The sequence below is a fragment of the Paenibacillus sp. FSL E2-0151 genome (assembly GCF_037993015.1).
In the GTDB taxonomy this organism is placed as follows: Bacteria; Bacillota; Bacilli; order Paenibacillales; family Paenibacillaceae; genus Paenibacillus; species Paenibacillus amylolyticus.
Genome location: NZ_CP150308.1, coordinates 2418609 through 2444679, shown reverse-complemented (window position 1 = coordinate 2444679; position 26071 = coordinate 2418609). Strand labels below are relative to the sequence as shown.

Genomic DNA, 26071 nt, shown 5'->3' with positions numbered 1-26071 from the left:
GTTAGTTCGAGCCTCCTGTAATGACCTGTTTCACACGTCCCACTTGACCACTCGTCAGTCGTACTTTGATTCCGTGTGGATGCGTAGGTGATTTGGTTAACAGATCCTTAACAATGCCCCGTGTCAGCTTACCTGTAGCTTGATCCTGCTTCAGCACAATGTCCACTTCCAGACCTGGCTTAATATTTACACGTTGTTGTCCATTCATTATGTTCACTCTCCTCTATGTCGTAATTCATACCATGTATACTATATAACCCTTAAACTCAAAGCTCCATCTATTGTAGACGTTTTGGTTTCAAAACAAAAGGGACACGGCAATAACCTCCTAAGGCTGGTTCCATGGTTGATATGAAGACCAAGATAAAGAAACCGCAGGTCTCTTCATCTGAGACCTACGGTTTCTAATTGGATTACCATGTTCAGGGCTGCACATGCTTCAAAATAGACGAGGGCGAAGTTCCATCCTTCGCGGCTTCGCGTGCCTTTACAGCAAGTAGCTCAGACACCGTAACGAATTGGTACCCCTGCTGCTGTAGTTTCGGCAGAATCGTTTTGAGTGCTGCTACCGTATGCGACTTGCCTTCCACCTTATCGTGAAAAAGTACAATATCCCCATTACGTGCGTTCTTCAACACTTTGTTAACGATAGCCGATACACCTGGAGAAGCCCAGTCCCGTGTATCCTGATGCCAAGACCAGAGTACAATGGTATACCCTTTTTGTTTGGCAGCCTGGATGACCATGTCATTGTAATAGCCGCCCGGTGGTCTGAATAACAGGGGACGCTCCGCGCCAGCTTTAATAATGGAACTTTCTGCTTCGTTCATATCCTTCATGTACTTGTCCGCACGTGTTGATCGAACTGCATACGTGTGCGCATACGTATGGTTGGCGATTTCATGCCCTTCGAGCTGTTCCTGCTTAATCAGTTTAGGAAATTTATCTGCCCATTTGCCAAGTACAAAAAAAGTTCCTTTAGCATGATACTGCTGTAACAAAGCCAGGATCTGCGGAGTCTGAATCGGATCTGGTCCATCATCAAAGGTAAGGGCGATGAGTTTATCCTGCGTGGGAACTTCCCACACAATCTCTCCTCGTTCCTCATAATACTGACGGTTCTTCTGTACAGGCTTCGCATAAGCAGAACTGCTACCTAGCAAAATAATTAGCGTGAACATTCCGATGACTCGGGCTGCCTTCAGGTTCATGTGGTGTCCTCACTTTGTCTTCATACGTAAACTCCCTGTTAGCATTTCCCGATTCACCCGAACTCATTAACGAAAGATCTGATCCACGACTGCAATTTCCTCAGCAGTTAATTCCACATTTAATGTTTGCAGATTGTTAATGACCTGCTCTGGTCGCTTGGCACCCGGAATCAATGCATCAATGGAAGGCTGAGTCAGGTACCAGGCCAGAACCAGATGCGCGACCTCAACATCTTTGGATTGTGCTATGCTGCGCAGTTGCTCAACTTTATCGAGATTTTCAATGAAAGCTTCACCTGTGAACAGCGGGTTCTTTGCCCGTCCATCCTGAAAGGTTGTATCACGATTATATTTCCCGCCCAGCAGTCCCGCTGCTAGAGGGAAGTAAGGAACAAACGAAATGTTATGCTCAGCCGTATACGGCAATAGCTCTTTCTCCGCATCTCTTTTGAACAGATTATATTCAGATTGCAGTACGTCTACATGCCCGTCCTTGTTGGCTTCACGCAACTGATCAATGGAGAAATTAGATACGCCAATGGCACGAATTTTGCCAGCGTCTTTTAATTGTTTTAACGTATCTACCGCTTCATCCTTAGGCGTATGTTCATCCGGAAAGTGGATGTAGAACAGATCAATGTAATCGGTTTGCAGACGTTTCAACGCCTCATCCACGGATGTTTTCAGAAAAGCAGGTGAGTTATCTATGACAATCTTGCCATCCACTAATTTATGAGCTGCCTTGGTTGCAATGATGGTATTCTGCCGCTGACCGGTTTCCTTCAGTACTTCACCAATCAGTCGTTCGGAATGCTCCGGTCCATAGATGTATGCCGTATCCACAAAGTTAATGCCTTGTTTCAAAGCTGTACGAACCACTTCCTTACCCGTCTCATCATTCAGCATGTCCGGATAGATATTATGTCCGCCTACTGCATTCGCACCCAGTCCAATGGGATTCACGATCAGATCCGTCTTGCCCAACCGAATTTGTTGTTCTGCCATGTCTCATCTCTCCTTCACTGATCGAATAAGTATAATTTAGTTGTAACGTCTTTCTTGTCCCATATTATATCAAACCATTTAGCATATTTAAAATATCGGATTTATCGGATTAGGTGTTTTTCAGCGCAGTTGCTTCCACGTCGTTAATAAACCGGCGCAGTTTCGCAGCCACATCACGGGTGATTTCGCCGTTTTCATACAGTTGTTGCACTGTATTGCGCTGTTCCTGAATCGCCACCATCTGCAACTCCAATTTCTCCTGATTAAACGGATCTTCCGTTTTACCCTGGTTCCAGGTGCGCAATTTGGCAATTACACGCTCATACTTGGCAATGACCGACAGTGCGACGACTCGATTCCCATCATTCATATGGGCACGAATAGCCTTAATTGCCGCTTCAGAGGTGCGCAACTTTACCTGACGGAACAGTTCTGCATTTTCAAGCATAAATGGTTGATTCGGCTTCTGGGACCGGTTCGTGAACAGATGTCCTAACACACGACCGATCTCGCTGATCGAGGTCATGAACTGAGTGTTTGCACGATTCGCCAGCATCATTTCCTTGCGATCCAGCCAGCTGTCACATTTGAAGGCCGCATCAGAAGCAATTGCATTTTCGTCTAACATTACTTCAACTTCTTTACGCTCCGCCCGGGTGGCAATCAGGTTAATCGCCGTTTCTTGTTTCTGAATATCTTTGCGTTTATCGGCGGTAAGCTGACCTGCGGCCTGTCTGATGTACTTGGACAAGTCGGAGACAACCGCGAGTGCCGCAGCTTTGTTCTCATCGTTCATTTCGGATTTGACAGCTCGTATTGCCGCATTCAGCATAATGTCATGTGCTTTTCGTTCTGACTTCTGCGGTGTTTCTTCTGTGGATTTCCCATCGTCCTTGGCCAGAACTGGAAGAAACACGCTCGCCGCAATCAGGGAGAAGAGGATAACCCCTGCCGCGAGGAAAATAATCAGATCCCGTTCAGGGAAAGGTGATCCATCCTGAAGCACATAAGGAATGGAGAACGCACCCGCCAATGTTACAGCCCCCCGCACTCCAGAGAGGGAAATGATCGTAATATCCTTGAATCTGGGCCTGCCAATAGAGGATTTGGTACGTAGCAATTCATTCCCTTGCCAGAACAGATAGATCCAGAGAAAACGCAGAACCAGCAGTAGCACCGAGATCAAGCCCACATATCCCAACACCTGCAGATTATTAAACGAAACATTTTCAAAGATGGTACTCAGCACATCCGGTACCTGTACACCCAAAATAACAAACACCAGACCATTTAGTATAAATAAAATGACTGACCATGTGCTCGCAGATACCACCTGCATTTTCAACTGAACCGATTCAGCGCGGTCACGCTCAATGGCGTGGATAATACCGCCTGCCACTACCGCAAGAATACCTGATACCCCAATTTCTTCACTCACCAGATAGATGATAAATGGCGTCAGGATTTGCAGCAGCATGTGAATGGTCACATCTTCCATGCCCAGTCTACGGATCCATACCCCTAGCCTGATTAACAGAAAAGATAACAATGCCCCGACAAGAAGTCCGCCAATCGCAATCAGAATAAAACTGAAGGTTGCATTCGCCAGGGAAAATACACCTGTAACTGTGGCTGCAATTGCGAATTTGAAGGCCACGAGGCCAGATGCATCATTCATTAATGCTTCACCTTCAAGAAGCCTATGTATGCCTTTGGGCAAATGTACCCGGCCCGCCATGGCGCCAACGGCCACAGCATCTGTCGGGGACAGTATGGCTGCAAGAGCAAAAGCAGCAGGTAACGGAATCGAAGGAATCAGCCAGTGAATGGCATATCCCGCCACGACCACCGTCACGAATACAAGCCCTAGTGCAAGCAGAAGTATCGGTGCACGCAGATTCCATAATTCATTCCTTGGCGTTCGCTTACCATCGTTGTATAACAAAGGTGCGATGAACAGTACAAAGAACAATTCCGGATTCAATGGCAGGTGAACACCTGCGGGAAGCAAAGCTATAGCTACACCAAGCACGATTTGAATGAGCGGAATGGGAATAAAGGGTACAAACCGGTTTAAAATATTGGATAAACCAATCAGTACCAGTAACACAAGTACGGCAATAAATATTTCCATGATGACAATCCCTTTCCGCTATAGAAGTGGTGAAACCTTTGTTGTATAGGTTTATTTTAACATAATCCAGACTTTATTATAAAAATGTTGTCATATTCATATACCCAATCAACTCGCCTCAGACTAGTCTTAATGAAAGATTTCTGATGGATTCTGTATATAAGATGTTACAATATGCTCAGGACAATACCCGTTTGGAAAGGAACTTGCATCTATGGCATTTGGAATTAAACGACAAGAGCTTGCTGCGTGGAAGGAACAAGTGGCTCGGGGTGAGATTGCGTACCTCACTCATTTCTGGATTGACAACCGATTTCCCGGTATCACCAGTGTCACCAAAGTTGGCTGTGCAGATCTGGAACGTCTCGAACGTTGGTGCAACGATCATGGGCTGGACCCGCGATACATTCATCGTCGGCAGCCCTTTCCCCACTTTGACCTGATGGGCAGCAAGCAAAAAGAAATTTTGATCCAAGAAGGCATGACAGATCATGTGGTTCGCTTTCATTTGTAAACCAACTCAAAAACGCCAGTCTTCAAGGTTCATCCCCCCGCAATTAGGGACGAACTCATGAGGACTGACGTCTTCAAGGAATCAAGTCATATTATGGACTACCGGTGGATCTGCTCAAACGACTTCATGTTCTCCAGCAGTTTCAGTTCAATTTTCTTCAGCATGCCAAACATCTGCTGTTGCTCCTCTTCGGAAAGTGCTTGCAACAATTCCCACGTCATTCGGCCACGATTCGCATTAAGTGTCTTGGCAAGCTGCGCGCCTTCATCCGTTAAGGACAGCCACACAATTCTCCGGTCTTCTTCACTGCGCACCCGCTGGATCAACCCTTCCGTCTCCAGTTGATTCAGTACAATGGTGGTTGCGCCGGAAGACAAACTGAGTTGTCTGGCCACATCAACCGCCATGCAACGTTTTTCACGTAAAATCATGCCCAATATATGACTTTTTGTCGGATTCAGCTTACAGTTGGTTTCGGTCTTCTGCTGCTGATCCAATACTTTGTTTTTATATCTGAAGAAGGCCTCCAACAATTGATCTACATTTGCCAATTGAGAGTTTCGCTCCGTATCCGGGCTCATAAACGTTCCTCCGCCTTTCATCATAACCTACCTTATATTGTAACATATTTACACTATGATGTTTGTGAAAAATGCGCTTGTATCCGACACCCTATCGTTGACTGCAAGACTCTTGTTTTATTTTGGGTTTCGCCTATTGCATTATGGCAACGGGTTTGTTTATAATAACCTATATCTTTAAAGTTACTTTTAGTTACTTAATGATTTTAATAAATCTGTTGTTATAAAGTAAATAAAGCGTCACCATTATAATGCAAGGGACTTATGCACATGAATCAGAATACACAATCACAACTCAAAACGGATGTTTGCATCGTCGGCGCGGGACCTGGCGGTGCTTTGCTTTCTTATTTACTGAATCAAAAAGGAATCTCCACGATGCTCATTGAGCGGCAGCCCCACCTGCACAAGTCGTTTCGCGGGGAGTTGCTTAATGTGGATGGCGAAGCCATTTTGAATAAACACGCCCTCTATTCCCTCATTCAGGAACGAGGAGCGCTGCTCTTGGAACAGATTCAGTATTGGGAAAATGGGCAGATTATTCATACGGTATCACCGGGCAATGGAGAATCTCATGTTGGTATTCATGTACCCCAAGATCATCTCCTGGAAGCCATCGTGTCGCATGCTCAGCAGCACAATTCAAACGAACAAGTACTATTCAATACGATTATGACCGGTTTGTTACGAGACAAGAACGGCCAGGTCGTGGGTATTAACATTCGGCAGAAGGGTGTTCCTGCCTCCATTGAAGCATCTGTAATTGTGGGTGCTGATGGCAGATACTCTGCTGTACGCAAACATTCCGGTATGACCCCGGAGATTCGTAAGCATGGGTATGATCTGCTCTGGGCACGCATTCCGGCACCCGTAGGTTGGGAACCCGCTGTTCGAATGGCCAGCATGGATGGTCAACAGCTCGCACTGTTCTCACAGTTCGGCGGTTATGTTCAGATTGGATGGAACATTCCCGAAGGAGCTTACTCCAAGCTGCGAGAGCAGCCGATTTCTCCTTTTGTAGATAAACTTGTATCTGCTTTTCCTTGCCTGTCTGATTCTGTAGCTGCCAACATTCAGAGCTGGAGTGATTTTGTTCTGTTATCTGTCGAAAGCAGCTATTGCCCGTCGTGGGCACAGGACAATGTTGTACTCATCGGTGATGCCGCTCATACCATGACACCAACCGGTGCGTTTGGACTTAATGCCGCGCTCGAAGATGCGGATGTGCTCTCCGAATTACTTGTCCAAATGGCTGCAGATCAATTCAGTTCCACTGCACAACTTCAGGAACTTCAGACGATTCGCGGTGCAAAGGTACAGCAGCAACTTGCACGACAAGTGGAGATGGAATCCTCTTTCCAACAGCGGTATGAATCCTTTCTCTAAACCCAGTAAATACGAGTAAAATGTCTATATGCCCAAACAGCCGATCACTTCCTCATAGAGAAGAATCGGCTCTTTGGTTTGTTGGTTTATCTTTTTTATGTAATTCCGTATCCTTCTTCATTTTCGTTTGCGTGGAGCAAACGTGTCTTCTCTGGGTGCTTCTTGTACAGTATCCACGTCCTTCGGATAGGATGAGATGTTATCTTTTTCATATACTGCTTTCTCCAGATTGCTTAAGCGGCGCAATACTTGTTTGCTTTTACGTACGATATATACAATACCAATAATCAGCAGGATCAACATCAGAATGAATATAACCATCTCCGGATAAAAGACAAATGACATGAATCCACCTCCTTTGAAAACGATTTCTCTATATCATTCTAACCTTAATGATTCAAGACGTGAACCCGATTGGAAGTTTCGCTTGTGGAATAAGGACTAAACCACCTGACACAACGACAGGAACTCACCCTGCTGCAAAAGTAAAAAAGGTGGCATCCCTGCTCAGGATTACCACCTTGAACCTCGAATAAGATTCGAAGTCTGTGATTATTATTTTATCCTTCTCTGCCGTTCATGGCACTAACTCGAAGTTCCGTCAGAGGCAGAGACGTTTGCTCTGGATGACGTAGTCTCACTGTTCGGCTCTCACCGGGGAGCAGATCGAAATAATTGTCACTGAATCGGACACGCCCAAGGGGAAGCTCCAGCTTCACCAATCGTGCAATCGCACCACTGGCCGTAACCGTAACAGACTGCTCCTCCTCGTTCACATGCACGCTCAATTGCGACTCTGGCAACTTCACATCCTTAGGATCACTCAAGAAGTATCGATTACTCGGTGCCGCAAATCCTTCGGATACCAACTCAACCATTACTTCCTCCGCGCGTCTACCCTGTAACACCTGTACTTCAGTTAATTCAGCAATACACCGTGAGGATTGGGATGTTACCTCAACAGCATGTGAGCTGGAGTAGATCTTCTCTCCATTCAATGCATAGACATTGAGTCGAAGCTCCCCTTTCAAGACGTCACGTGTATCGTTCACAACCCACAACGCAAGCGGCTCACCTGGCTCATGCTCCAGTGACAACAGAACAGGATGAAAGAATATTTTCCCATAATAAAAGGATGCCTTCGGCAGCAGTTCATAATCGATCATGGACCAGCTTGTTCCTGGCCAACTATCATTCAATTGCCATACAAGCGCACCGCTGTTACGGTGATTGATGCGCCGGAAATGTTCAATTCCATATCGCAGCCCTTCTGCTTGAGTAAGCATGGAGTAGTTCATATACTCTTCTATATCTTGCGGAATCCCTGTGTAACCCTCCATCAGCAAAATACCTTTCTGGTGGTTGGTATCTTTGTTACGATAGGCCATCTCCGGACTGCCCCAGTAAAACTGACCTGCGGGCATATTTTTCTCCAGTGTGTAACGATTGGCCGAGGCGTGCATACCAAATTCACTACTGAACAATGCATGGTCGTTTTTGTAATTTTTGAACGTTACACCTTCAATACTGTAGTCCAGCAGTGGTGGCTCTCCATGCTTCCTTGGATAGACCGAACCATGCCATACCTGCCAGTTGTGGCGATCCCCCACATCCGGGTCATTCGCATCCTGACCGTTGCTGTCTCCGAACGGCGAAGAAGGCCAGTACGGACGAGACAGATCCAATCGCTCTAGCACTTCAGGGATTAGCTCATGATAGATCTGTTCACCGTAGAACGGGCTGGTAATATCTCCACTTGCAGACTTCATATCATAGAGCCAATCTATTTCATTATTCCCACACCAGAGGGCAAGCGAGGCACGGTTACGCAGACGTAAGACATTGTTTTCTACCTCTTGCCGTACATTATCCATGAAATCACGATTGAAATCCGGGAACAGTGCATTCGCGAATGCAAAATCCTGCCACACCAACACTCCTTGCCGATCACACTCATCGTAGAAGACATCCTTCTCATATATACCACCAGCCCAGACACGCAACATGTTCATATGCCCTTCCACCGACAGCTCGACAAGCTCACGATACCGAGAGTTCGGGATGGCGCCAATCAGATGATCAGCCGGAATCCAGTTGGCTCCCTTGGCGTAGATCTTGACTCCGTTCAGGATAAACGCAAACGCATCTTCACCCCGTTCATTGTGAAGAGCCAGCTCAATCGTTCGTAACCCATAAGGCTCGCTATAACGATCCACCTCAACGCCATCTGCGAATAATGTAACCTCCAGCATATACAGATACGGCTCACCCAGATCATGAGTCCACCATAACTGAGGTGACGTTACGTTTAATGTGGTATCTGCTTTGCCTCCCACTGCGGGTAGTTCAATGGCAGCTGCCACCTCGTGTCCGCTGCGATCCAACAGACGAACATTACAGGTCGCAACCACAGCCTGCTCACGTTTCTGTCTGCTACGGTAAGACAAGACCGACTTCACATCCGCCGTGACATGTAAAACAGCTAGCTCTGAACTGACTGATTCCGTTCGAGCATATACACTTTCCAGCTTGGCGATTGTTCGTTTTTCCAGCCTTACCGCACCCCAGATCCCCACCGTAACCATGCGTGGACCCCAATCCCAGCCAAAGTTCATCGCTGCTTTGCGCAACCATGGCCGTTCCTTCGTATACGAGGACCAGTCAAAGGTTTCTTTGTCCCGGTGATGCAGGTGAAGCGGATCAAACTTGACAGCAATCGCATTCCAGCCGCTGCGTACCAGAGACGTTACATCAAATGCATGTGACATAAGCATATTGGCCGTTTTCCCGACCTCATGGCCGTTGACATATACCGTTGCAAACGTATCCAATCCTTCGAACACCAATTCAAAGTGCTCCTCCGTCTCTGCATCGCTCACCAGATTGAAGGTTGTGCGGTACCACCATTCCTTTTGCTCAATCCAGCGACTTTTGGCATCATTATGTCCGTAATAGGGCGGATCAATGATACTGCGCTCAACCAATGCAGCATGTACATCGCCAGGCACTTCAGCCCCGATCCAGAAACGGTCATCCAGCGCAGCTGCTGCCACATCCATTGCCCGCTTCTCTCCAACTTCAAAATGCTGTATCTTCCATTGTCCCGATAAATCCTGACTTGAACTATAGGTCTTCATCAGTATGCCCTCACTCTCCAATAACCCTGAGTAATACCATATCGAAAACGTTTGCAGAAAGGTAAAACATGTTTCCTAATCTGCTCATTTCTAACTTCCCGAAGGCTTGAACAACAACGCCTCTTCGCGATACTCACTCGGGGTCTTGCCCGTATGTTTTTTGAACAGTCTGCTAAAATATTTCACGTCCTCGTAGCCGCTGATTGCAGCGACTTCACTGACCTTCGCTGGAGACACCGCGAGCATATCCATCGCTCTTCGTATACGCATATCGGTGACAAAATCTCCGAAGGTCACACCCATTTCTTTTTTAAACAGTTCACTGAGGTGACCTGGATGCAAATGAACATGTCCAGCTACCTGCTGCAGATTAATATCCTGCGCCAATGAAGATTCAATATAACCAATAGCCTTCTGCACATGGGCAGCCTGTCCCTGACCCATTCGGCTATGATAGACATGCATCAGACCATACAGATGATGAAACAGCATATCCCCGAGCTCCGCAGCCTCGCCATCCGGTTCCGGCAACCAAGGCTCGAGCCTTGCGGGTTCTTCACGCCCTGTGGCTCGCATTGTGCGAGTCAGCCAGCGATGACCTGCAATAACGGCCGAGTGCAGACAAGCATTGAACGAATCTGGTGTGACCTCCGGTTCTGTAATCAGATTAGCCACAAGTTCCCGCGTCCAAGTCGTTAACGTGACTGAATCATTATCCAGCAATATTGTACCAAGTCTGGTCTCCTCTTCGTGTGTAAGTACAGTTTTACCACCTCGGCGATCCTGAAAGTGCTCATAATGCCATACTTTATCATCCATCAAACCCCGATATCGAAAGGCAGCTGAAGCAGTTCTGTAGCTTTCGTGCAGATCTGCATATCCACGCATAGGCAGACCTACCGCTGCGCGCAGGGTGCACTTCAGTAATTGCTCCACCCGACGTAATGCACTCTCCAGCCTGAACGTAGTTTCATGTTCCACAGGCGGCCATGAAACTACACAGATAATTTGCTGTTTCTCTACATGAGCAATGGCACCAGATAACATATCCTCCAGGGTATTCTGGACCGCAAATCGTAATAGCGCATCCGAGGATCGATCCCAACCCTCTGCTCGAAGAATAATGACTTGTCTGAGAATCTGTTCATCATCAAGGCCAACAACCCCTGCCTCTTTTCCAGCATCAGATCGCAAGAATGAAGGAAAATGGCCCGAAGCGGTGTCACCATCAATGATCCATCCAGCAAATAACCGCTCTCGATTCTCCCGCATAAGCTGTCCCTCTCTGGACTTCTCTGCCCAACGTTCCGTGATGCGCTGTTTGGCCTGTAATACGGTTTTGATGATCTCTTCCGGCTTACTTGTTTTGAGCAGATAATCTGTAACACCTTGGCGAATCGCCTGTTGGGCATAAGAAAAGTCATCGTATCCGGACAAAATAATGACCTCCAGCTCAGGTAGCAATCGCAGGCCCTCTTCTGCCAGTTCCAGCCCTGATCTGCCTGTCATCCGAATATCCGTCATCAGGATATTCGGACGTTCCTCAGCCATGCGTGTTAACGCCTCCTCTGCCGAGGCAGCAGGTTGAAGAAGTTCAATTCCGAGTTCATGCCAAGCGATAACGCTGGCAAGCCCTGTACGGATAATCACTTCATCATCAACAATTAATAGTCTCATGGTAAACCCTCCAAGATTGGAATGGAAAACGAAATCCGGGTACCTCCCCCAACCCTGCTGTCTACTTCAAGCTGTGCATCCGCTCCATAATGGAGCAGCAGTCTCTCATTCACATTGCAGAGCCCATAACCGCCTTGGTTCAGCTGTTTTTCCGGCTGTTTTCCCTTCCATTCCCTAATGCTTATCCTTAATTGCTCCAGTCTGTCCGGCTCCATGCCTACACCATCATCCAGCACCAGCACATTCATCTGTTCATTATCCGGGTCCTTACGAATCATTATAGTGATGGTACCCACGCCTGCTTTGGGCTGAATGCCATGAATCATGGCGTTCTCAACAAGCGGTTGCAGCAATAACTTCAGCATCATTCGCTTCTCAAGCGCTGGATCTACGATATAATGCAACACAAATTGATCAGGGAAACGAATCGACTGCACACGCACATAATGGCGAATATGAGCAATCTCCTGTTCCACAGGGCAGTAATCCTGACCATTATTCAAGCTGATACGCAGAAAATCACTCAGGCCCTCAACCATATCCGCAATTCTCTTCTCTTCAGACATTAAGGCAATCCAGTGAATGGAAGAGAGCGTGTTATATAGGAAGTGCGGATTAATCTGCGCCTGAAGCACCCGAAGATCTGCCTCTTTTTTGCGAGCTTCACCTCGAATAACCTCTTCCTTTAATAACTGAATATGTGCACCGAGCAGATTGTAACTCTCCCCAAGCCTGCCAATCTCGTCATCACTTTCAGATCGAAACAGAGGAAGCGGGCGTTCCGGATCAATTCGGGACAGATGCCGGGTAAGCACACGAAGCGGCCTCGTCACACGCCGCACCGTAAACCAGACCAAGCCAGCACTGATCACAGCAGACATGGCAACGGCGCAGCCGGTTAGAATAAGAATGTACCGATTCTCGGACTTGTACTGGTCGTATGGGACTGTTCCAACCAACGTCCACCCCGTCAATTCTTCCGGATAATAGAGCAACGTCCGTTTATCGTCACCACTGCCATACGTGGTGGTTCCGCTACCGCCATCCTGAATTAACGTCGTAATCCCTGGTTCGACACCTTCCAGCTTAAGTCCAAGCCGGGATTTGTCCATCGAAGACAGAATCTCTCCAGAACTGCCGATGAGCTCCAGTCTGCCTTGCCCTCTGCCTAATCCCAGAGCCGCCCATCCCTTGGATATGGCCTTCTCATCCAGACTAATGGCTAACCAGCCGATGGGTCGATAATCATGGATACTACGGATTGGCCGAACCAATGTGATCACATTTTGAATACCCGCGTAATTCTGCACCGGGTATACCCCTGTCCATTGTTTGACTGCTTCACCGCTTGGAACAGAGGGATACGAAAGGTTGGATTCATTGGATACATACCAGGTAGCGGTTGACAATGTGGCATCAAAACGTCCCGGATATATGGCGATGTTGGCGATATATTTCTTGGAAGCCGCCAGATTGGTCATCCTGCCCAGGATATCCACCCGGTCCAGCTCATGATCTTCATTGTGGCTAAGATACTGCTGGATGTCCCGTTCTCCAATCAGAAAAATCGATAGGTTCTCGGCATCTTGTAACATATAACGAAGATTCGCTTCCACCTGTTTCAGCGTATCCATGCCGGACAGCTTTGTTTTTTGCTCTGTAATGCGGGAAGAGATCAGAAAGGCGAACAGACCCAACGCCAGCAATGGCACAATCATTGAAGCCGTCACGACGACCGATAGCTTCCTTTGTAACGAAGATGTGAGCCAGCGTGCCAAACGTTTCTCCTCCTCTGGATGCGCTTTCGCTTATCCTTTGACAGCTCCTGCTGTCATGCCTTTCATAACTTGTTCCTGGAATATGAGATACAAGATAATGGTTGGAATGACCGATAGGGTCATGGCAGCAAGCGTTAATCCGTAATCGGTTTGATACCCATCCGCAAAGTTCGCAATGGCCAGCGGTAACGTTTTCAATCCGGTTTTGTTGATGAATACAAGCGCAAATGAAAAGTCATTCCACGCATGCAGGAAACTCAGGATCGTAACCGTTGACAACGCAGGTACAGACATGGGTAACATGATCCGGGTAAACAGCCCCCAAAGTCCTGTTCCATCAATGAAAGCTGCCTCTTCAATATCACGTGGAACACTTGTCAGATAAGCCGTAAGCACAAAAATGGCCGTAGGCAATGCAAAAGCCGTATAAGGTAATATTAAGGCCCAGTACGTATTTAGCAAGGACATCTGTTTCATTAGAATAAATAAGGGGACAAGCGTACTATGGATCGGAATGAGCATACCAACAACAAAGAAGGTCATGATCAACCCTTTCCAGCGAAACTGGAAACGAGCCAGGATGAATGAAGCCAGCGCTGCAATAAACAGCGTCAGAATAAGTGATCCCACCGATACAATTAGTGAATTGCCAAAAGCGGTTCCCAGCCTGGAGCTTTCCCATGCATTGCTGAAATTGGCAACATTCCAGTTTTCCGGCAGACCAAAGGGCCTGCTATAGAAATCTTCATTTGTTTTGAATGCACTAATCACGAGCCAGTAGAACGGATACAATGTTAAAATACCATAGACCGTTAGCAGCGTCCAAACAATTCCGCTACGTAGACGGCGAATCGGATGGCCCGAGCTGCTTTGTGGTGATGGCATGGATACAGGTGTCACGCGCATGATAACTCCTCCTCTCTATTGATTCTCTTTTCGTTTGCGACTAGTTAGCCACTGGCTTGTTCCGATCAGCAGCAGGGAGATCAGTACGATGGTTGTGGAGATCGCACTACCAAAACCATATCGGTATGTTGTAAAGGTTGAATTGTACATATACGTTGCAAGCAGTTCCGTCGCATGTGCCGGACCACCCTTGGTCATGATGTAGACCAGATCAAATGATTTCAGACTACCCGAAATACATAGAATGATCGCTACCTGAACCGTACCCCAGATTATGGGCAAAGAGACCGACACCAGTTTCCGGATTCCTGAAGCACCGTCTATTTTGGCAGCATCATGAATCTCGCCTGGAATATTCTGTAGTGCCGAGATAAAGATAATCAGATACAACCCGACAAAGCTCCAGAGCAGCGGCGGTACCAATGAGAAAATGGCAATCTTGTCATCGGAAAGCCATTGCAGCTTCCAACTTTCCAGCCCCAGAGCGTCCAGCAGAAAGTTCAATATCCCGATCTGCGGATGATAGATATACTGCCAGATCATACCGATAACGACAGTGGATAACACCATCGGCAGAAATACGGCTGAGCGCAGAAACCGCTGTAATGGATTGCTTTTGTGTAATATGACCGCCAACATCAACGCTAACGGAATTTGTCCAAACACCGATGCCAACACAAAAATAACGTTATTTTTCAGTGCCCGCCAAAATACAGGATCATGCCAGATCTCCACGTAATTATCCATACCAATATATTTGGATGCGCCGATGCCGGACCAGTTGAAGAAACCGTAGTATGCCGACCACACGACCGGTACAAATACAAACAATGCATAAATGATGACTGCCGGGGCCAACCCCAGCATAATAAAACGCCGACTGCGCAGTGCGTTCATCTGTTCACTTCCCTTCGATAAATGCCTTTACCAACTTGCAACTGACTATCCCATTCATACTTAAAACCCCTCCCCTGCCGGGAAGGGGTTTTAACGAATGGTTACTGACTAACTGCATTGGCTTGAGCTGCCTGAATTTTGGCTGCAATGTCTTCAGCCTTGCCGCCCATTAGCAACTCTTGCAATGCATTATTAATAACCTCAACCGTTGCCGATCCCAGCTTGGAATCGTATACTGGCGTGATCTTCACTTCTTGCATCAGATCATATAATTCTACGAACAATGGATGTGCTTTGGTTTTGTCCAGATCAATCTTGTAACTCACCAATGTGCTGCTATCCAATGTGGCCTTCTGACCATCAGGTCCTGCCAGCGCATAGAACAGCTCCATCGCTGCCTCTTTTTGTGCACCGCTCAGCTTTTTACTTACACCCAACCCGGTTCCTACTACACCGGATGTTGTTCTTGGTTCACCCTGACCTCCGTCCACTGGAGGAAGAATCGTAATATGTGTGTTGTTCAACACCTCTTCAGGTGCATTGTTCACCAGATTTGCCAAGGCCCATCCGCCGTTCATGACCATCGCTGCCTTACCTTGGAAATAAAGCTGCATCATCTGTGTCTCATCGATACTATTGAATCCATCCTGGAATGCCTTGGTGTTGCCAAGCTCCTGCATCTTGTTCAAGGCTTCAATAAATTGTGGATCGGTAAAGCTTGCACCCTCTTGTGCTGCCGCTTTCAGGAACCAGTCTGTGCCGGTAATCCGATCAGCCAGTGTACTGAATATCGTAGATTGAGCTACCCAGTTGGCCTTGTTGCCAAGTGCCATGGGAATGACTTTATTTTGATTAAAAGTAGCAATCGCTTGTTCCAGTTCCGCCCATGTCTCAGGTACTTTTACGTTGTACTGTTTGAAAAGAGCTTCATTGTAATAAATGAAAGAACTTGGCGCCAGATTCATCGGCACGGAGTAGATATTCCCGTCCACAGTGTATCCATCCAGTGCATTCGGGATAAAGTTGTCTTTCCACTCCGGCTTTGCGTCCAGCTCTGCATTAATGGGCTGTAGCAGATCCCCTTTGACAAATTCCTTAGTCATGGCATCCGGCCACATCACGAACAGGTCTGGCATCTCGTTGGCAGCGGCCACCGTACGAAGCCGGGTTTTGAGACCATCTGTTGGCAAGCCTTCATCCACAACTTCGATATCTGGATGCGCCGCGCGGAAATCTTCAATTATTTTGCGCATCGCAACCGCCTTTGCATCCTGTCCGGTCCAGTTGTGCCAGAGTGTGACGCTTACTTTGTCATTGCCGCTGCCTCCTTCTGAAGTGTCCCCGCCAGCACAGCCAGCCAGAATAATGGAGAACAATGTTATTGTCAGGAAACCCGAAAGCCATTTTTTCAACATCTCTATAATCCCCCTCGGCGATTTGAATACACTTATTGTAAATGTTAACGCTATCATACCGTAAGGTGACGATCCACGGATGCAGGGGTGAAAAATATCGGTTCCCCTGTTTGGAATTTACTTTGCTGACTTATTGTTCATAACATATAAAAAGAGCCCTCACAATGAGAGCTCTTTCTTGTTGCAGCCGTCGGCTGCTTCACCCCAGGCTATATATAATGAATGAGTGCTAAATCGTATTAAATATGGATTGCGTATTATTGGATACTGTTCTTCACCAGTTCTGCAAAAGCTTCGGACCCTTGCGTAGTGAGATGTACGCCATCTTTTTCAAAATATTCGTCATGTCCCTCACTTGCACTGTTCCAGTCAATTAACGAGACATTGCTGTATTTGGATGCTGCTTCATTCAACGCCCTGTTCACCGTTCGTTCCCATGGACGAGGTACGCGCACAGTAACCAGATATACCCGATCCTCATCCTTCAGATAATCAAGCACAGCATTCAAGTTTTTGGAGTTAAAAGAACCATTCGTCCCGAGCTCCAGCACCACTTTGCTGCCCATTTGGTTGTTTTGCTTCAGACCTTCCAATACATCGCCTGCCTGCCACATCTGACGACCGACATGTCCGTCCACATACACTCCTGATATACTTTGCTCCAGATACGGTTTTGCATCCAAAATCACCGAATCTCCAATGACAGTATAATGAACCTTACCATCCTGGGCTGGAGGAGCCGTTTCTTCATTGTCCTGAGATGAATCAGGTGTATCATCCGTATGATCCGTATGATCCGTATTATCGGATTGATTCGCTCCGGCGTCATCCGATGTATCATTCTCGTTCGTCACGGAGTCATCAGCCGGCTTATCTTCAGACTGACCGTCCTTGCCAGGATTCACTGAATTGTCCTGTTCGTCAGGTTTTGAATCTGGAGCAGACTCTCCTGTTGGCTTCTCATTTTCCCCCGGATCATCTTTCGTTCCTGCTTCCGGTTTATGGGTATGAGTATCGTTCTTTTGGCCAGAGCCTGACGTTCCTGTAATAGCTGGCAACACATCCTGTCCCTGTTCCTCCGCTACGGAATTCTCTCCATTTAATGTGTTGGACATCGATACCGAATGGGAATCGGAGTTCGCTGCATGTGAGACCATCATCTGAGATACCGTATAGGACAACAGCAGAATCGTCATCAACAGACCTGCCCGCTTCCACCATACGTTACGTATACCGATTGATGACCGCCCTCTTCCCCATAATCGGGACCAAGAATCACGGAATCCATTGTACCGAATCGGATTTTCAATATATTTAAGGGACAATGAGGCCAGTACAACCGTTGCAGCAACCTGTAAAATGATGCGTACAGGGTGTGTTCCTCCCGTATCCACCGCGGGATTGGTTAACATAATGACCGGATAATGCCACAGATATAATCCGTAGGATCGCTCTCCGATCCAGCGTAATGGCTTCGCGCCAATGATACGTGCCAGGAAAGACGATGGGTGAGCCAACACCGCTACCAGCAACGTTGTTGCAATAGCCTGAAGCACCATGCCCCCTTGATACAGAAACGGATCATATTCACTGCTGTTCAGCATCATGTAGATTAACAAAGCGAGCGCAGCAAGTCCCGACACATCGAGCACAAGCCGGTTCATGCCAGACAGAGAGTTCGATAGCTTGCGACTAGGCCACACCACGGCAAGAGCAGCACCAGCAAGCAGTGCAAATGCCCGCGTGTCTGTTCCATAATATACACGGCTCGGGTCCAAATCCGGATTATACATGATGGCCATTGCGCCAGCAGATAATTCAGCTGCGACGACAATGAAAACGACCAGCCATCCCTTTCTTTTGAACACTACGATTGCTGCGATCAGTAGAAGAGGCCATATAAGATAAAATTGCTCTTCCACAGCCAGTGACCAGAAATGTCCAAACGGTGATGGAGGGCCAAAACTTTCGAAATAGGAAACGTTGTGAAAGATATACCACCAATTGCTTATGTATAATACACCCGAAACGATATCACCACGAAGCGCAGCAAGCCGGGATGGATCTGTACAAGCCAACCAGATCATCACCACAGCTGTCATGGTCAGCATGCCTGGAAGCAAACGCCTTACCCGTCTTACCCAGAAATCACCGAGTGAAATGCGTCCATGTTCCTGCCACTGTGACACGAGAATATCTGTAATTAAATATCCCGAGAGAACAAAAAATATACCTACACCGAGCAGTCCGCCCGGAATAAAATCCAAATTTAGATGATACGCGATTACCGCAAGTACAGCGATGGCTCGCAAGCCGTCAAGTCCGTTCATATGTCTCTTACGATTTAACGATTGTGACATGCATGCCCCTCCTTGTTACTGTGAGTCAACAACATCGGTGTTAGGGGCATAAAGGAACTCCTGATCGTTCTGGTTGTCATTAACATACGTATTGCACCTTCCATCTTTCATTTACAACATAAGAAAAGCTTCTGTTCGAAGCACGATCCGATGATGCGACATTCTGTGTGAATTCTATAATCTTAAAGAAGACGAGTTGCCTGTCCATTAAGTTTAATTATTAAAATATTCTTTATATTCATTCGTGAGTTCACGTTTAGCATTATACGCCCGTATTAAGCCTTATACTTTACAGGAATAGTTACAAACGATTAAACCGATGTAACCTTTCCTGCCAGCTCATATAGCTGTAAAATCATACTCTAATTTTGTCGTTAAATATAGTACTTTTCATCGAGTGGCTAAAATTACCTGTCTCACTTGCGCAAACCAGCATACCCACGCACACATCGATTGAAACAATTGAATTCATAACAAAAGGCTGCCGACTTGCTCAGCAGCCAATATCCATTATAAACCTATGTCAGACCGGATTGAAAGTTTTGCTCATAATTGCTTCTTCTTGCCTAGGACCCTAGAGGTGGAACGGGTGAATCTTTTCTTCTGTCCTCGCATCCATGATCCGGTATGCTGAACGCCCTGTGTACATTGGGATTTGCAACTTCTCCAGATCAACCATTCCATTCTCCAGAAAGTACTTCTGATCCTGATATCGCTGCAACACTTCGCCTGCAATCCATTCATGGTCACCATATGTCGTAATATCCATAACCTTGCATTCATAAGCAAAATAAGCATCTGTCGACATGGGTACACTTACCTTGATTCCTTCCTCATATGGAATGCCGAATCTTGTGAATTTATCCGTATCTCTTCCACTGAACGTTCCTGCAGCTTGAATCCACTCTGATCGATGACCTGGCAGGAAATGAACACCGAATACGCCACTCTTCTCAATGAGTTCATAGGAGTATGTTTCCTTACGAAGGGAGATGCCGTATACGCCTGGTGATGATCCGATGTATGTATGCCATCCGGACGCCATCACATTCTGAACTCCCTCATGACGTGAAGTCACCACCGCTACCATTCCAGGATAAGAATAAAATATAGGTTCTTCTATCGGCTGACGCATCTAATCCCCTCTCTTCTTCGTTATAAAGACAATTTTAATTATAAAGGAAAGAAACAGGTTGAAAAAGCGTTTTGCAAACGATTTCGCTATAAGCGACATATTCACTATCATGGTATACTGAAATGGTCAATTTCTAAAAATACGATACTGGGAATGTGATAGGATATGGTCAAATCAGTCAAATATACCTCCTAAATAAATCCATTATTCAAATTTAGGAGGTTATAACTTATGTTTAATTCAATCGTGTTAGATCAGTGGGATCGAAAGCCATACTTTGACCACTACTTGAATCAGGTCAGATGTACCTACAGCATAACTGCTAATCTGGATATCACTCTATTGATCAACGAACTGAAGCTTAAAGGATTGAAGTTCTATCCGGCTCTTATTCATATGATCTCTACGGTCGTCAATGCACACAGGGAATTTCGAACTTGTTTTGATGCCGAGGGGAGATTGGGCTACTGGGACGAAATGTCTCCGAATTATACGATTTTTCATGAGGACAACAAGAGTTTCTCAACGATCTGGACAGCATTCCATGAAGATTTCGAGACGTTCCACATTCGTTATCTGGAAGATATGAAGAATTACAAAGATCACAAACAATTTGTTGCCAAACCCACTGAACCGCCAAATACTTTTCCCGTTTCCAGTATTCCTTGGGTGAACTTTACGGCATTTAATCTGAATATTTACAACGAGGGAACCTACTTGTTGCCTATTTTCACGATGGGGAAATATGTTCAACAGAACGATAAAGTATATCTTCCCTTATCCGTTCAGTTACATCACGCCGTGTGCGACGGCTACCATGCTGGTGTTGTATTTAATGAATTGCAATCACTTGCAGATCGATGCCAAGATTGGTGTTAGTTATCTAAATGACAAAAAGGCACTCCTGACTTCGTAATGGAGTCAGGAGTGCCTTTCTTTTTCTCTTTTTTTCAAAAGATATTTAATTGCATTTACTGTACCCACAGTTGCTGCATGTTTTGCAACCTTCCACATTCATCAGGGATGCCGAGCCGCATGAAGGACATAAATCTCTCGATTCGATAAAGGTTTTCTGATCCTCCACTTCTGGATACGTGCTCTCCACTTGATTCTGTTCTATTAATGCTCCAGTTTCGTTCTCCTGCACATCGCTCTGTACATGACATTCCAATGCTTTGGCGACTGCATCAGCAATCGATTCCACCCGGTTGGCCCCGAAGCCAATCGCTCCCGAACCACCGATTCCCTTGAGATGTTTGATCAACAGTTCAACCTTGTGCCCATGATCTCCGTATCGAAGGAACAGAGAGCACACTCGACCGAGTGCCTCAGCCATGGCAAACACGTCCGATCCCGCTTTGCCCACGTTCAGGAAGATCTCACCCGGCGTTCCCTCCAGATCATTGATCGTAATGTAAGCCATCCCGAATGGCGTATTGATTTTGTATGTCGCACCGCGCAGTACTTGAGGACGGCTTCTGTATTGTTTATCCAGCACTGTAGAAGAGGACGGGGCTTGATCGGAAGAATGCGTTCTAACACCAACCTGGCTATTCGAAGTTCCATCACTTGCCTGTACTTCAGCATTATTCGGGTTTTCTATAGCAGATACGACTGTCTTCTCTTCAGCTTCCGCCGTGTTCTGATCTTCACCTTGGGTCTCTTCCTTCTTCGACGTGGACAACACCTGCACATCCCTGCTGCCATCACGGTATATCGTTACTCCTTTGCAGCCAAGGTCGAAGGCCAGTTCGTACAGCTCAGCCGTATCCTCCATTGTAAAATCAGCCGGACAGTTGGCCGTCTTCGAGATCGAACTATCCACCCATTGCTGAATCGTTGCCTGCACCCGTATGTGATTCTCAGCCGACAAATCCATCGCCGTCACATAATAGTCTGGTAAAGCTTCACCAGGATGTTCATCCAGCCAATCTTGTGCGATCGGTACGAACTGTTCATCATAACCTAGACGGCTTTGACGGAAATACTTGAAGGCGAAATACGGCTCAATACCTGTTGATGTGCCCACCATCGTACCTGTACTTCCCGTTGGCGCTTGTGTGATCAGTGTGACATTTCGAATGCCCTGTTTACGGATGGCCTCTCCCACTTCAGGGTACGTCGCAACCATGTTTTTCATGAATCCACTCTGTAAATACGGTTCAGCTTCAAAAGCTGGGAAAGCTCCCTTCTCTGCTGCAATCTCTGCCGATGCCAGATAGGCCTCCTTCGCCATGAATCCATACAGTCTATCCAGAAAAACAAGAGATTCAGGACTGCCGTATCGAATACGCAGCTTAATCATCAGCTCTGCCAGTCCCATGGTGCCAAGCCCAACCCGGCGTTCACGCTGCTGATTCAGTCTATTTTCCTCAAAATGATATGGTGTTGCATCGATGACATTGTCCAAAAATCTAGTCGAGATACGAGTGGTTTCCGCCAGTTCATCCCATGCCACATCATGATTTGTTTCATCGTAGAATTTGGACAGATTAATGGCAGACAGATTACATACACCCCAGGCAGGCAGACCCTGTTCTGCGCAAGGATTAGTACAGATAATCGGATTGAAGTACCAGCTGTTGGACATCTGGTTGTAGTACTCCATGAATACCACACCGGGCTCTGCCGATTTCCAGGCTGATTCAATAATGGTATGCCAGATTTCGCGCGCCTTCAGTGTACGATAGTGCACCACCGAATGACCTGCGGCTTTCCATTGCTGCATATCCCCGTTCCACTCGATGTCGTAGTCCGGATCGTTCGTATCGGGGAAAACCAAGTCCCAATCTCCGTCCTGCTTGACAGCCTCCATAAATGCGTTGCTCACACATACAGACAGATTGGCATTGGTCACCTGCCCCATCGTTTGTTTCACGGTAATAAAATCAAGCACATCTGGATGCCAGTCATTCATCATCAGCATGAGCGCACCCCGGCGGCTTCCGCCCTGTTCAATCAGTCCAGTCGTATAACTGAACAATCCGCCCCACGATACGGAACCGCTGGATGATCCGTTGACACCTTTCACCACCGCTCGGCGAGGACGCAAAGAGGACAAATTAATGCCAACACCTCCCCCACGTGCCATAATCTCCGTCATCTCGGTCAAGGTTCTCATGATTCCACCCCGACTGTCTTGCGGAGACGGAATGACATAACAATTGAAAAGTGTCAACTCATCGCTTGCCCCCGCACCTGCAGCAATTCGGCCTCCGGGTACTAACTTCCAATCTTCCAACACAGAGCGGAACTTGGACTCCCACGTTGCCCGCTTATCAGCTGTGGATTCGACAGAAGCCATCGCTTTGGCAAGACGGTCCCACATCTCTTCCGGTGTTTTTTCTATGTTGAGTGTCAATTTCTCCACACTTGTCTCGATCATCTCTCCGCTTCGAGTTCTTACCTGTACAAGCTGACCCTGACGTTCTATGATTTCGCCCACTTCCTTGGTTGGGAACTTCGGATCATCCTTCGTTAATACCAATACCACATCTCCGACCTTGGCATGATTCGAATCAGCGTCCTTCCAAGCGTATCGGTCCAGAAATATTTTTTCGCTGAGTCCTTCTAATTGGTACGATCGTTGGTTCGATTTCATCGCTACATTCAACCTCCCCGGTATAAAGCTCCATGTTCACTATATGAGTAAATTATGACGATACACCACATATAGTGATATAAATTCAGTATAATACACCATATATTGATTTTACATATGACTTTTATCACAGACCTTATTTTGTAGACTCCCCTGTTCGGACAAACTTCTTCACACACCCTCATACGCATGAATACGACATCAGTGAATTTTTTGGCACAGAAAAAACATGTGCCTTTACTAAATTTCTGGGTTCAATATAAGTTAAACTAATCATTTGCACGTCAACGGAGAGGACAGAAAAAACCTGAAAAAGCGAAGCGTTGGCCTAAAAGCTTTCTGAAAGAAAGCTGCATCGAAAGCATACGCTATCCCCGGGTTTTCCCCCTTTGGACAAGGGAATCAAAAAAAATCTGGGGATAACAGCGATTGGAAGGTTATTCTGTCATCGGATTGACAAGTGTAAATATTCCTTATTTGAACCCACATAGTTATGAACTGACTCTCATTCGTCCATACTATTACCTACGAATAAAACGTCATCACGTATGGCAGGGGAGGAAACACCATGAACCGGAAAAACCCGCACCACATGAATCAACCTGTAGCCGAGCTGCCCGTTCCGTTGGAATTTGATCGGACCTGGATTAATCAATTGGAATCACGACTGGATAAAGGAGGTCCTTGGGGGGATTACCGACTCTTTCAACTCGGCATTCAAGCCGAAGAGACCAACCTTATTCCCAATTTTGACGAGATCCAATGTCTCAAGCATCTACAAGGCCTTACCCCACTCCCTCACCAGATGGACACTGCACGCAGAGTATTATTTGAAATGTCAGGCCGGGCCATTCTCGCCGATGAGGTGGGTCTGGGCAAAACCATTGAAGCCGGTCTCATTCTGAAAGAATATATGGTTCGGGGTCTCGTATCCAAGGTACTCATTCTCGTGCCAGCCTCTCTTGTGTTGCAATGGGTACGGGAGTTGAATTCAAAATTTGGCATCCCTGCTATTGCCCAGAAAAAGGCCTATTCCTGGCAGAATGAAGTGGTTGTTGCTTCCATGGATACAGCCAAACGTGACCCGCATAAAGATATGCTGCTGAATACTGATTACGACATGATTATTATTGACGAGGCTCATAAGCTCAAAAACAAGAAAACAACCAACTATCAATTCATGCTGAAATTGCGCAAAAAGTATTGTCTGCTTCTTACAGCTACACCTGTGCAGAACGATATGAGTGAATTGTTCAATTTGATCAACCTGCTGAAGCCCGGTCAACTGGGTCGTCAGGGTGACTTTGCGGCCAACTTTGTTGTAGACAAACGGGTTCCGAAAAATCAGGAACAGCTTAAGAACGAGTTATCCAAAGTCATGATTCGTAACCGCCGCGGCGAAGGCCCTGTTCAATTTACCAAACGGAATGTCTCCAACGTGAATCTGCAACTATCGCCCGAAGAACAAGCGCTTTATGATGGCGTGACTTCCTTTGTTAAAGACCAGTACCAGGAAGCTGGCGGCAACCTGAGCAGCATGCTCTCCCTTGTTACATTGCAGCGTGAAGTGTGCAGCAGTCGGGATGCTGTATTCGTGACGCTGGTTAATCTGTCGAAGAAACTTCCGCTGGACTCTCCCCTTCGGGACAAGATTTGGGAACTCGTTGCCCATATTAAAGCGATCAAGGAGAATACCAAAGCGGAGAAAACGATGGAACTGGTTCGGAACATGAATGAAAAAGTAATTATCTTCACCGAATACCGGGCCACGCAGGAGTATCTGCTAAACTATTTCCGCAACAATGGGCTTACGGCTGTACCCTATCGGGGTGGTATGAATCGAGGCAAAAAAGACTGGATGATGGATCTCTTCCGCGGGCGTGTACAGGCCATGATTGCAACCGAAGCGGGTGGTGAGGGCATCAATTTGCAATTTTGCCATCATATGATCAACTTTGATCTGCCTTGGAACCCTATGCGGGTAGAGCAGCGAATCGGTCGGGTACACCGGCTGGGACAGCAAAATGACGTGAACATCTTCAATTTATCCACGACTGGAACCATTGAGGAACATATTCTGAATCTGCTGCATGAGAAGATCAATATGTTTGAGATGGTGATCGGCGGGCTGGATGTCATTCTGGAACGGCTGGAGAAGAAGGAGTCTATTGAGAAAAGTTTGTACAAAATCATGCTGGAATCACAAACTGATGAAGATATTCGCCGCAAAATGGATTCACTTGGACAATCGTTGAACTCTATTCAACGTGAGGTTTCAGATGAAGGGCCTGCCGTATCCAGGTTGTTAGATCTTCGCAAAGGAGGTAGCTAACT

19 protein-coding genes are annotated in these 26071 nt (G+C 46.7%); 4 read left to right on the top strand and 15 right to left on the bottom strand.

Annotated features, from left to right (window positions below; all coding sequences use genetic code 11):
* Position 1: 1 nt before the first annotated feature.
* The 4 genes from MHI55_RS11345 to MHI55_RS11330 all read right to left on the bottom strand — a co-directional run bounded on the left by MHI55_RS11345 (position 2) and on the right by MHI55_RS11330 (position 4350).
* Positions 2 to 208 (bottom strand): YwbE family protein, encoded by a 207-nt coding sequence (locus tag MHI55_RS11345; protein WP_026081155.1) that lies wholly within the window; start codon positions 206 to 208, stop codon positions 2 to 4.
* A gap of 214 nt (positions 209 to 422) precedes the next feature.
* Positions 423 to 1211 carry a polysaccharide deacetylase family protein gene (locus tag MHI55_RS11340; RefSeq protein ID WP_051449686.1) on the bottom strand — a complete coding sequence of 263 codons (789 nt, stop codon included), beginning with the start codon at positions 1209 to 1211 and terminating at the stop codon, positions 423 to 425.
* 66 nt (positions 1212 to 1277) lie between these two features.
* Positions 1278 to 2216 carry an aldo/keto reductase gene (locus MHI55_RS11335; protein ID WP_076318452.1) on the bottom strand — a complete coding sequence of 313 codons (939 nt, stop codon included), beginning with the start codon at positions 2214 to 2216 and terminating at the stop codon, positions 1278 to 1280.
* A gap of 109 nt (positions 2217 to 2325) precedes the next feature.
* Complete coding sequence (locus MHI55_RS11330; RefSeq protein ID WP_036609574.1) at positions 2326 to 4350, bottom strand: Na+/H+ antiporter; 2025 nt, start codon at positions 4348 to 4350, stop codon at positions 2326 to 2328.
* Positions 4351 to 4564: 214 nt separating this feature from the next.
* Here MHI55_RS11330 and MHI55_RS11325 point away from each other — a divergent pair, with 214 nt between their 5' ends.
* Positions 4565 to 4864, top strand: a complete 300-nt coding sequence (locus MHI55_RS11325; protein ID WP_047842412.1) for a hypothetical protein — start codon at positions 4565 to 4567, stop codon at positions 4862 to 4864.
* Between the two features lie 98 nt (positions 4865 to 4962).
* Here MHI55_RS11325 and MHI55_RS11320 read toward each other — a convergent pair whose 3' ends face one another.
* Positions 4963 to 5445: a MarR family transcriptional regulator gene (locus MHI55_RS11320; RefSeq protein ID WP_036609579.1), complete on the bottom strand. Its 483-nt coding sequence runs from the start codon at positions 5443 to 5445 to the stop codon at positions 4963 to 4965.
* A 270-nt stretch (positions 5446 to 5715) separates the two neighbouring features.
* Here MHI55_RS11320 and MHI55_RS11315 point away from each other — a divergent pair, with 270 nt between their 5' ends.
* A complete protein-coding gene (locus MHI55_RS11315) occupies positions 5716 to 6831 on the top strand; it encodes an FAD-dependent monooxygenase (protein WP_340390034.1) in 1116 nt (371 codons plus the stop codon).
* Between the two features lie 117 nt (positions 6832 to 6948).
* Here the strand turns inward: MHI55_RS11315 and MHI55_RS11310 are convergent, their stop codons facing one another.
* The 9 genes from MHI55_RS11310 to MHI55_RS11270 form a co-directional block, all read right to left on the bottom strand.
* Positions 6949 to 7176: a hypothetical protein gene (locus tag MHI55_RS11310; RefSeq protein ID WP_047842410.1), complete on the bottom strand. Its 228-nt coding sequence runs from the start codon at positions 7174 to 7176 to the stop codon at positions 6949 to 6951.
* A gap of 215 nt (positions 7177 to 7391) precedes the next feature.
* Positions 7392 to 9968, bottom strand: coding sequence for a glycoside hydrolase family 2 protein (locus MHI55_RS11305; RefSeq protein WP_340390033.1), 2577 nt, complete (start codon positions 9966 to 9968; stop codon positions 7392 to 7394).
* A gap of 90 nt (positions 9969 to 10058) precedes the next feature.
* Positions 10059 to 11645 (bottom strand): helix-turn-helix domain-containing protein, encoded by a 1587-nt coding sequence (locus MHI55_RS11300; protein ID WP_340390032.1) that lies wholly within the window; start codon positions 11643 to 11645, stop codon positions 10059 to 10061.
* Positions 11642 to 13423: a sensor histidine kinase gene (locus MHI55_RS11295; RefSeq protein ID WP_340390031.1), complete on the bottom strand. Its 1782-nt coding sequence runs from the start codon at positions 13421 to 13423 to the stop codon at positions 11642 to 11644. The genes MHI55_RS11300 and MHI55_RS11295 overlap by 4 nt, the downstream gene beginning before the upstream one ends.
* A gap of 30 nt (positions 13424 to 13453) precedes the next feature.
* On the bottom strand, positions 13454 to 14308 hold the full coding sequence (locus MHI55_RS11290; protein ID WP_235193817.1) for a carbohydrate ABC transporter permease: 855 nt from the start codon (positions 14306 to 14308) through the stop codon (positions 13454 to 13456).
* Between the two features lie 36 nt (positions 14309 to 14344).
* Positions 14345 to 15226 (bottom strand): sugar ABC transporter permease, encoded by an 882-nt coding sequence (locus MHI55_RS11285; RefSeq protein ID WP_036609591.1) that lies wholly within the window; start codon positions 15224 to 15226, stop codon positions 14345 to 14347.
* Positions 15227 to 15327: 101 nt separating this feature from the next.
* Positions 15328 to 16641 carry an extracellular solute-binding protein gene (locus tag MHI55_RS11280; protein ID WP_340390030.1) on the bottom strand — a complete coding sequence of 438 codons (1314 nt, stop codon included), beginning with the start codon at positions 16639 to 16641 and terminating at the stop codon, positions 15328 to 15330.
* 257 nt (positions 16642 to 16898) lie between these two features.
* Positions 16899 to 19001 carry an acyltransferase family protein gene (locus tag MHI55_RS11275; RefSeq protein ID WP_340390028.1) on the bottom strand — a complete coding sequence of 701 codons (2103 nt, stop codon included), beginning with the start codon at positions 18999 to 19001 and terminating at the stop codon, positions 16899 to 16901.
* Positions 19002 to 19575: 574 nt separating this feature from the next.
* Positions 19576 to 20136 (bottom strand): flavin reductase family protein, encoded by a 561-nt coding sequence (locus MHI55_RS11270; protein WP_340390026.1) that lies wholly within the window; start codon positions 20134 to 20136, stop codon positions 19576 to 19578.
* Positions 20137 to 20367: 231 nt separating this feature from the next.
* On the opposite strand from MHI55_RS11270, the gene catA reads away from it, so the two are divergent.
* Positions 20368 to 21015, top strand: coding sequence for a type A chloramphenicol O-acetyltransferase (gene catA, locus MHI55_RS11265; RefSeq protein ID WP_338708365.1), 648 nt, complete (start codon positions 20368 to 20370; stop codon positions 21013 to 21015).
* A gap of 82 nt (positions 21016 to 21097) precedes the next feature.
* Here the strand turns inward: catA and MHI55_RS11260 are convergent, their stop codons facing one another.
* On the bottom strand, positions 21098 to 23737 hold the full coding sequence (locus MHI55_RS11260; protein WP_340390024.1) for an adenosylcobalamin-dependent ribonucleoside-diphosphate reductase: 2640 nt from the start codon (positions 23735 to 23737) through the stop codon (positions 21098 to 21100).
* 568 nt (positions 23738 to 24305) lie between these two features.
* Here MHI55_RS11260 and MHI55_RS11255 point away from each other — a divergent pair.
* Complete coding sequence (locus MHI55_RS11255) at positions 24306 to 26069, top strand: SNF2-related protein (protein WP_340390022.1); 1764 nt, start codon at positions 24306 to 24308, stop codon at positions 26067 to 26069.
* Positions 26070 to 26071 lie beyond the last annotated feature (2 nt).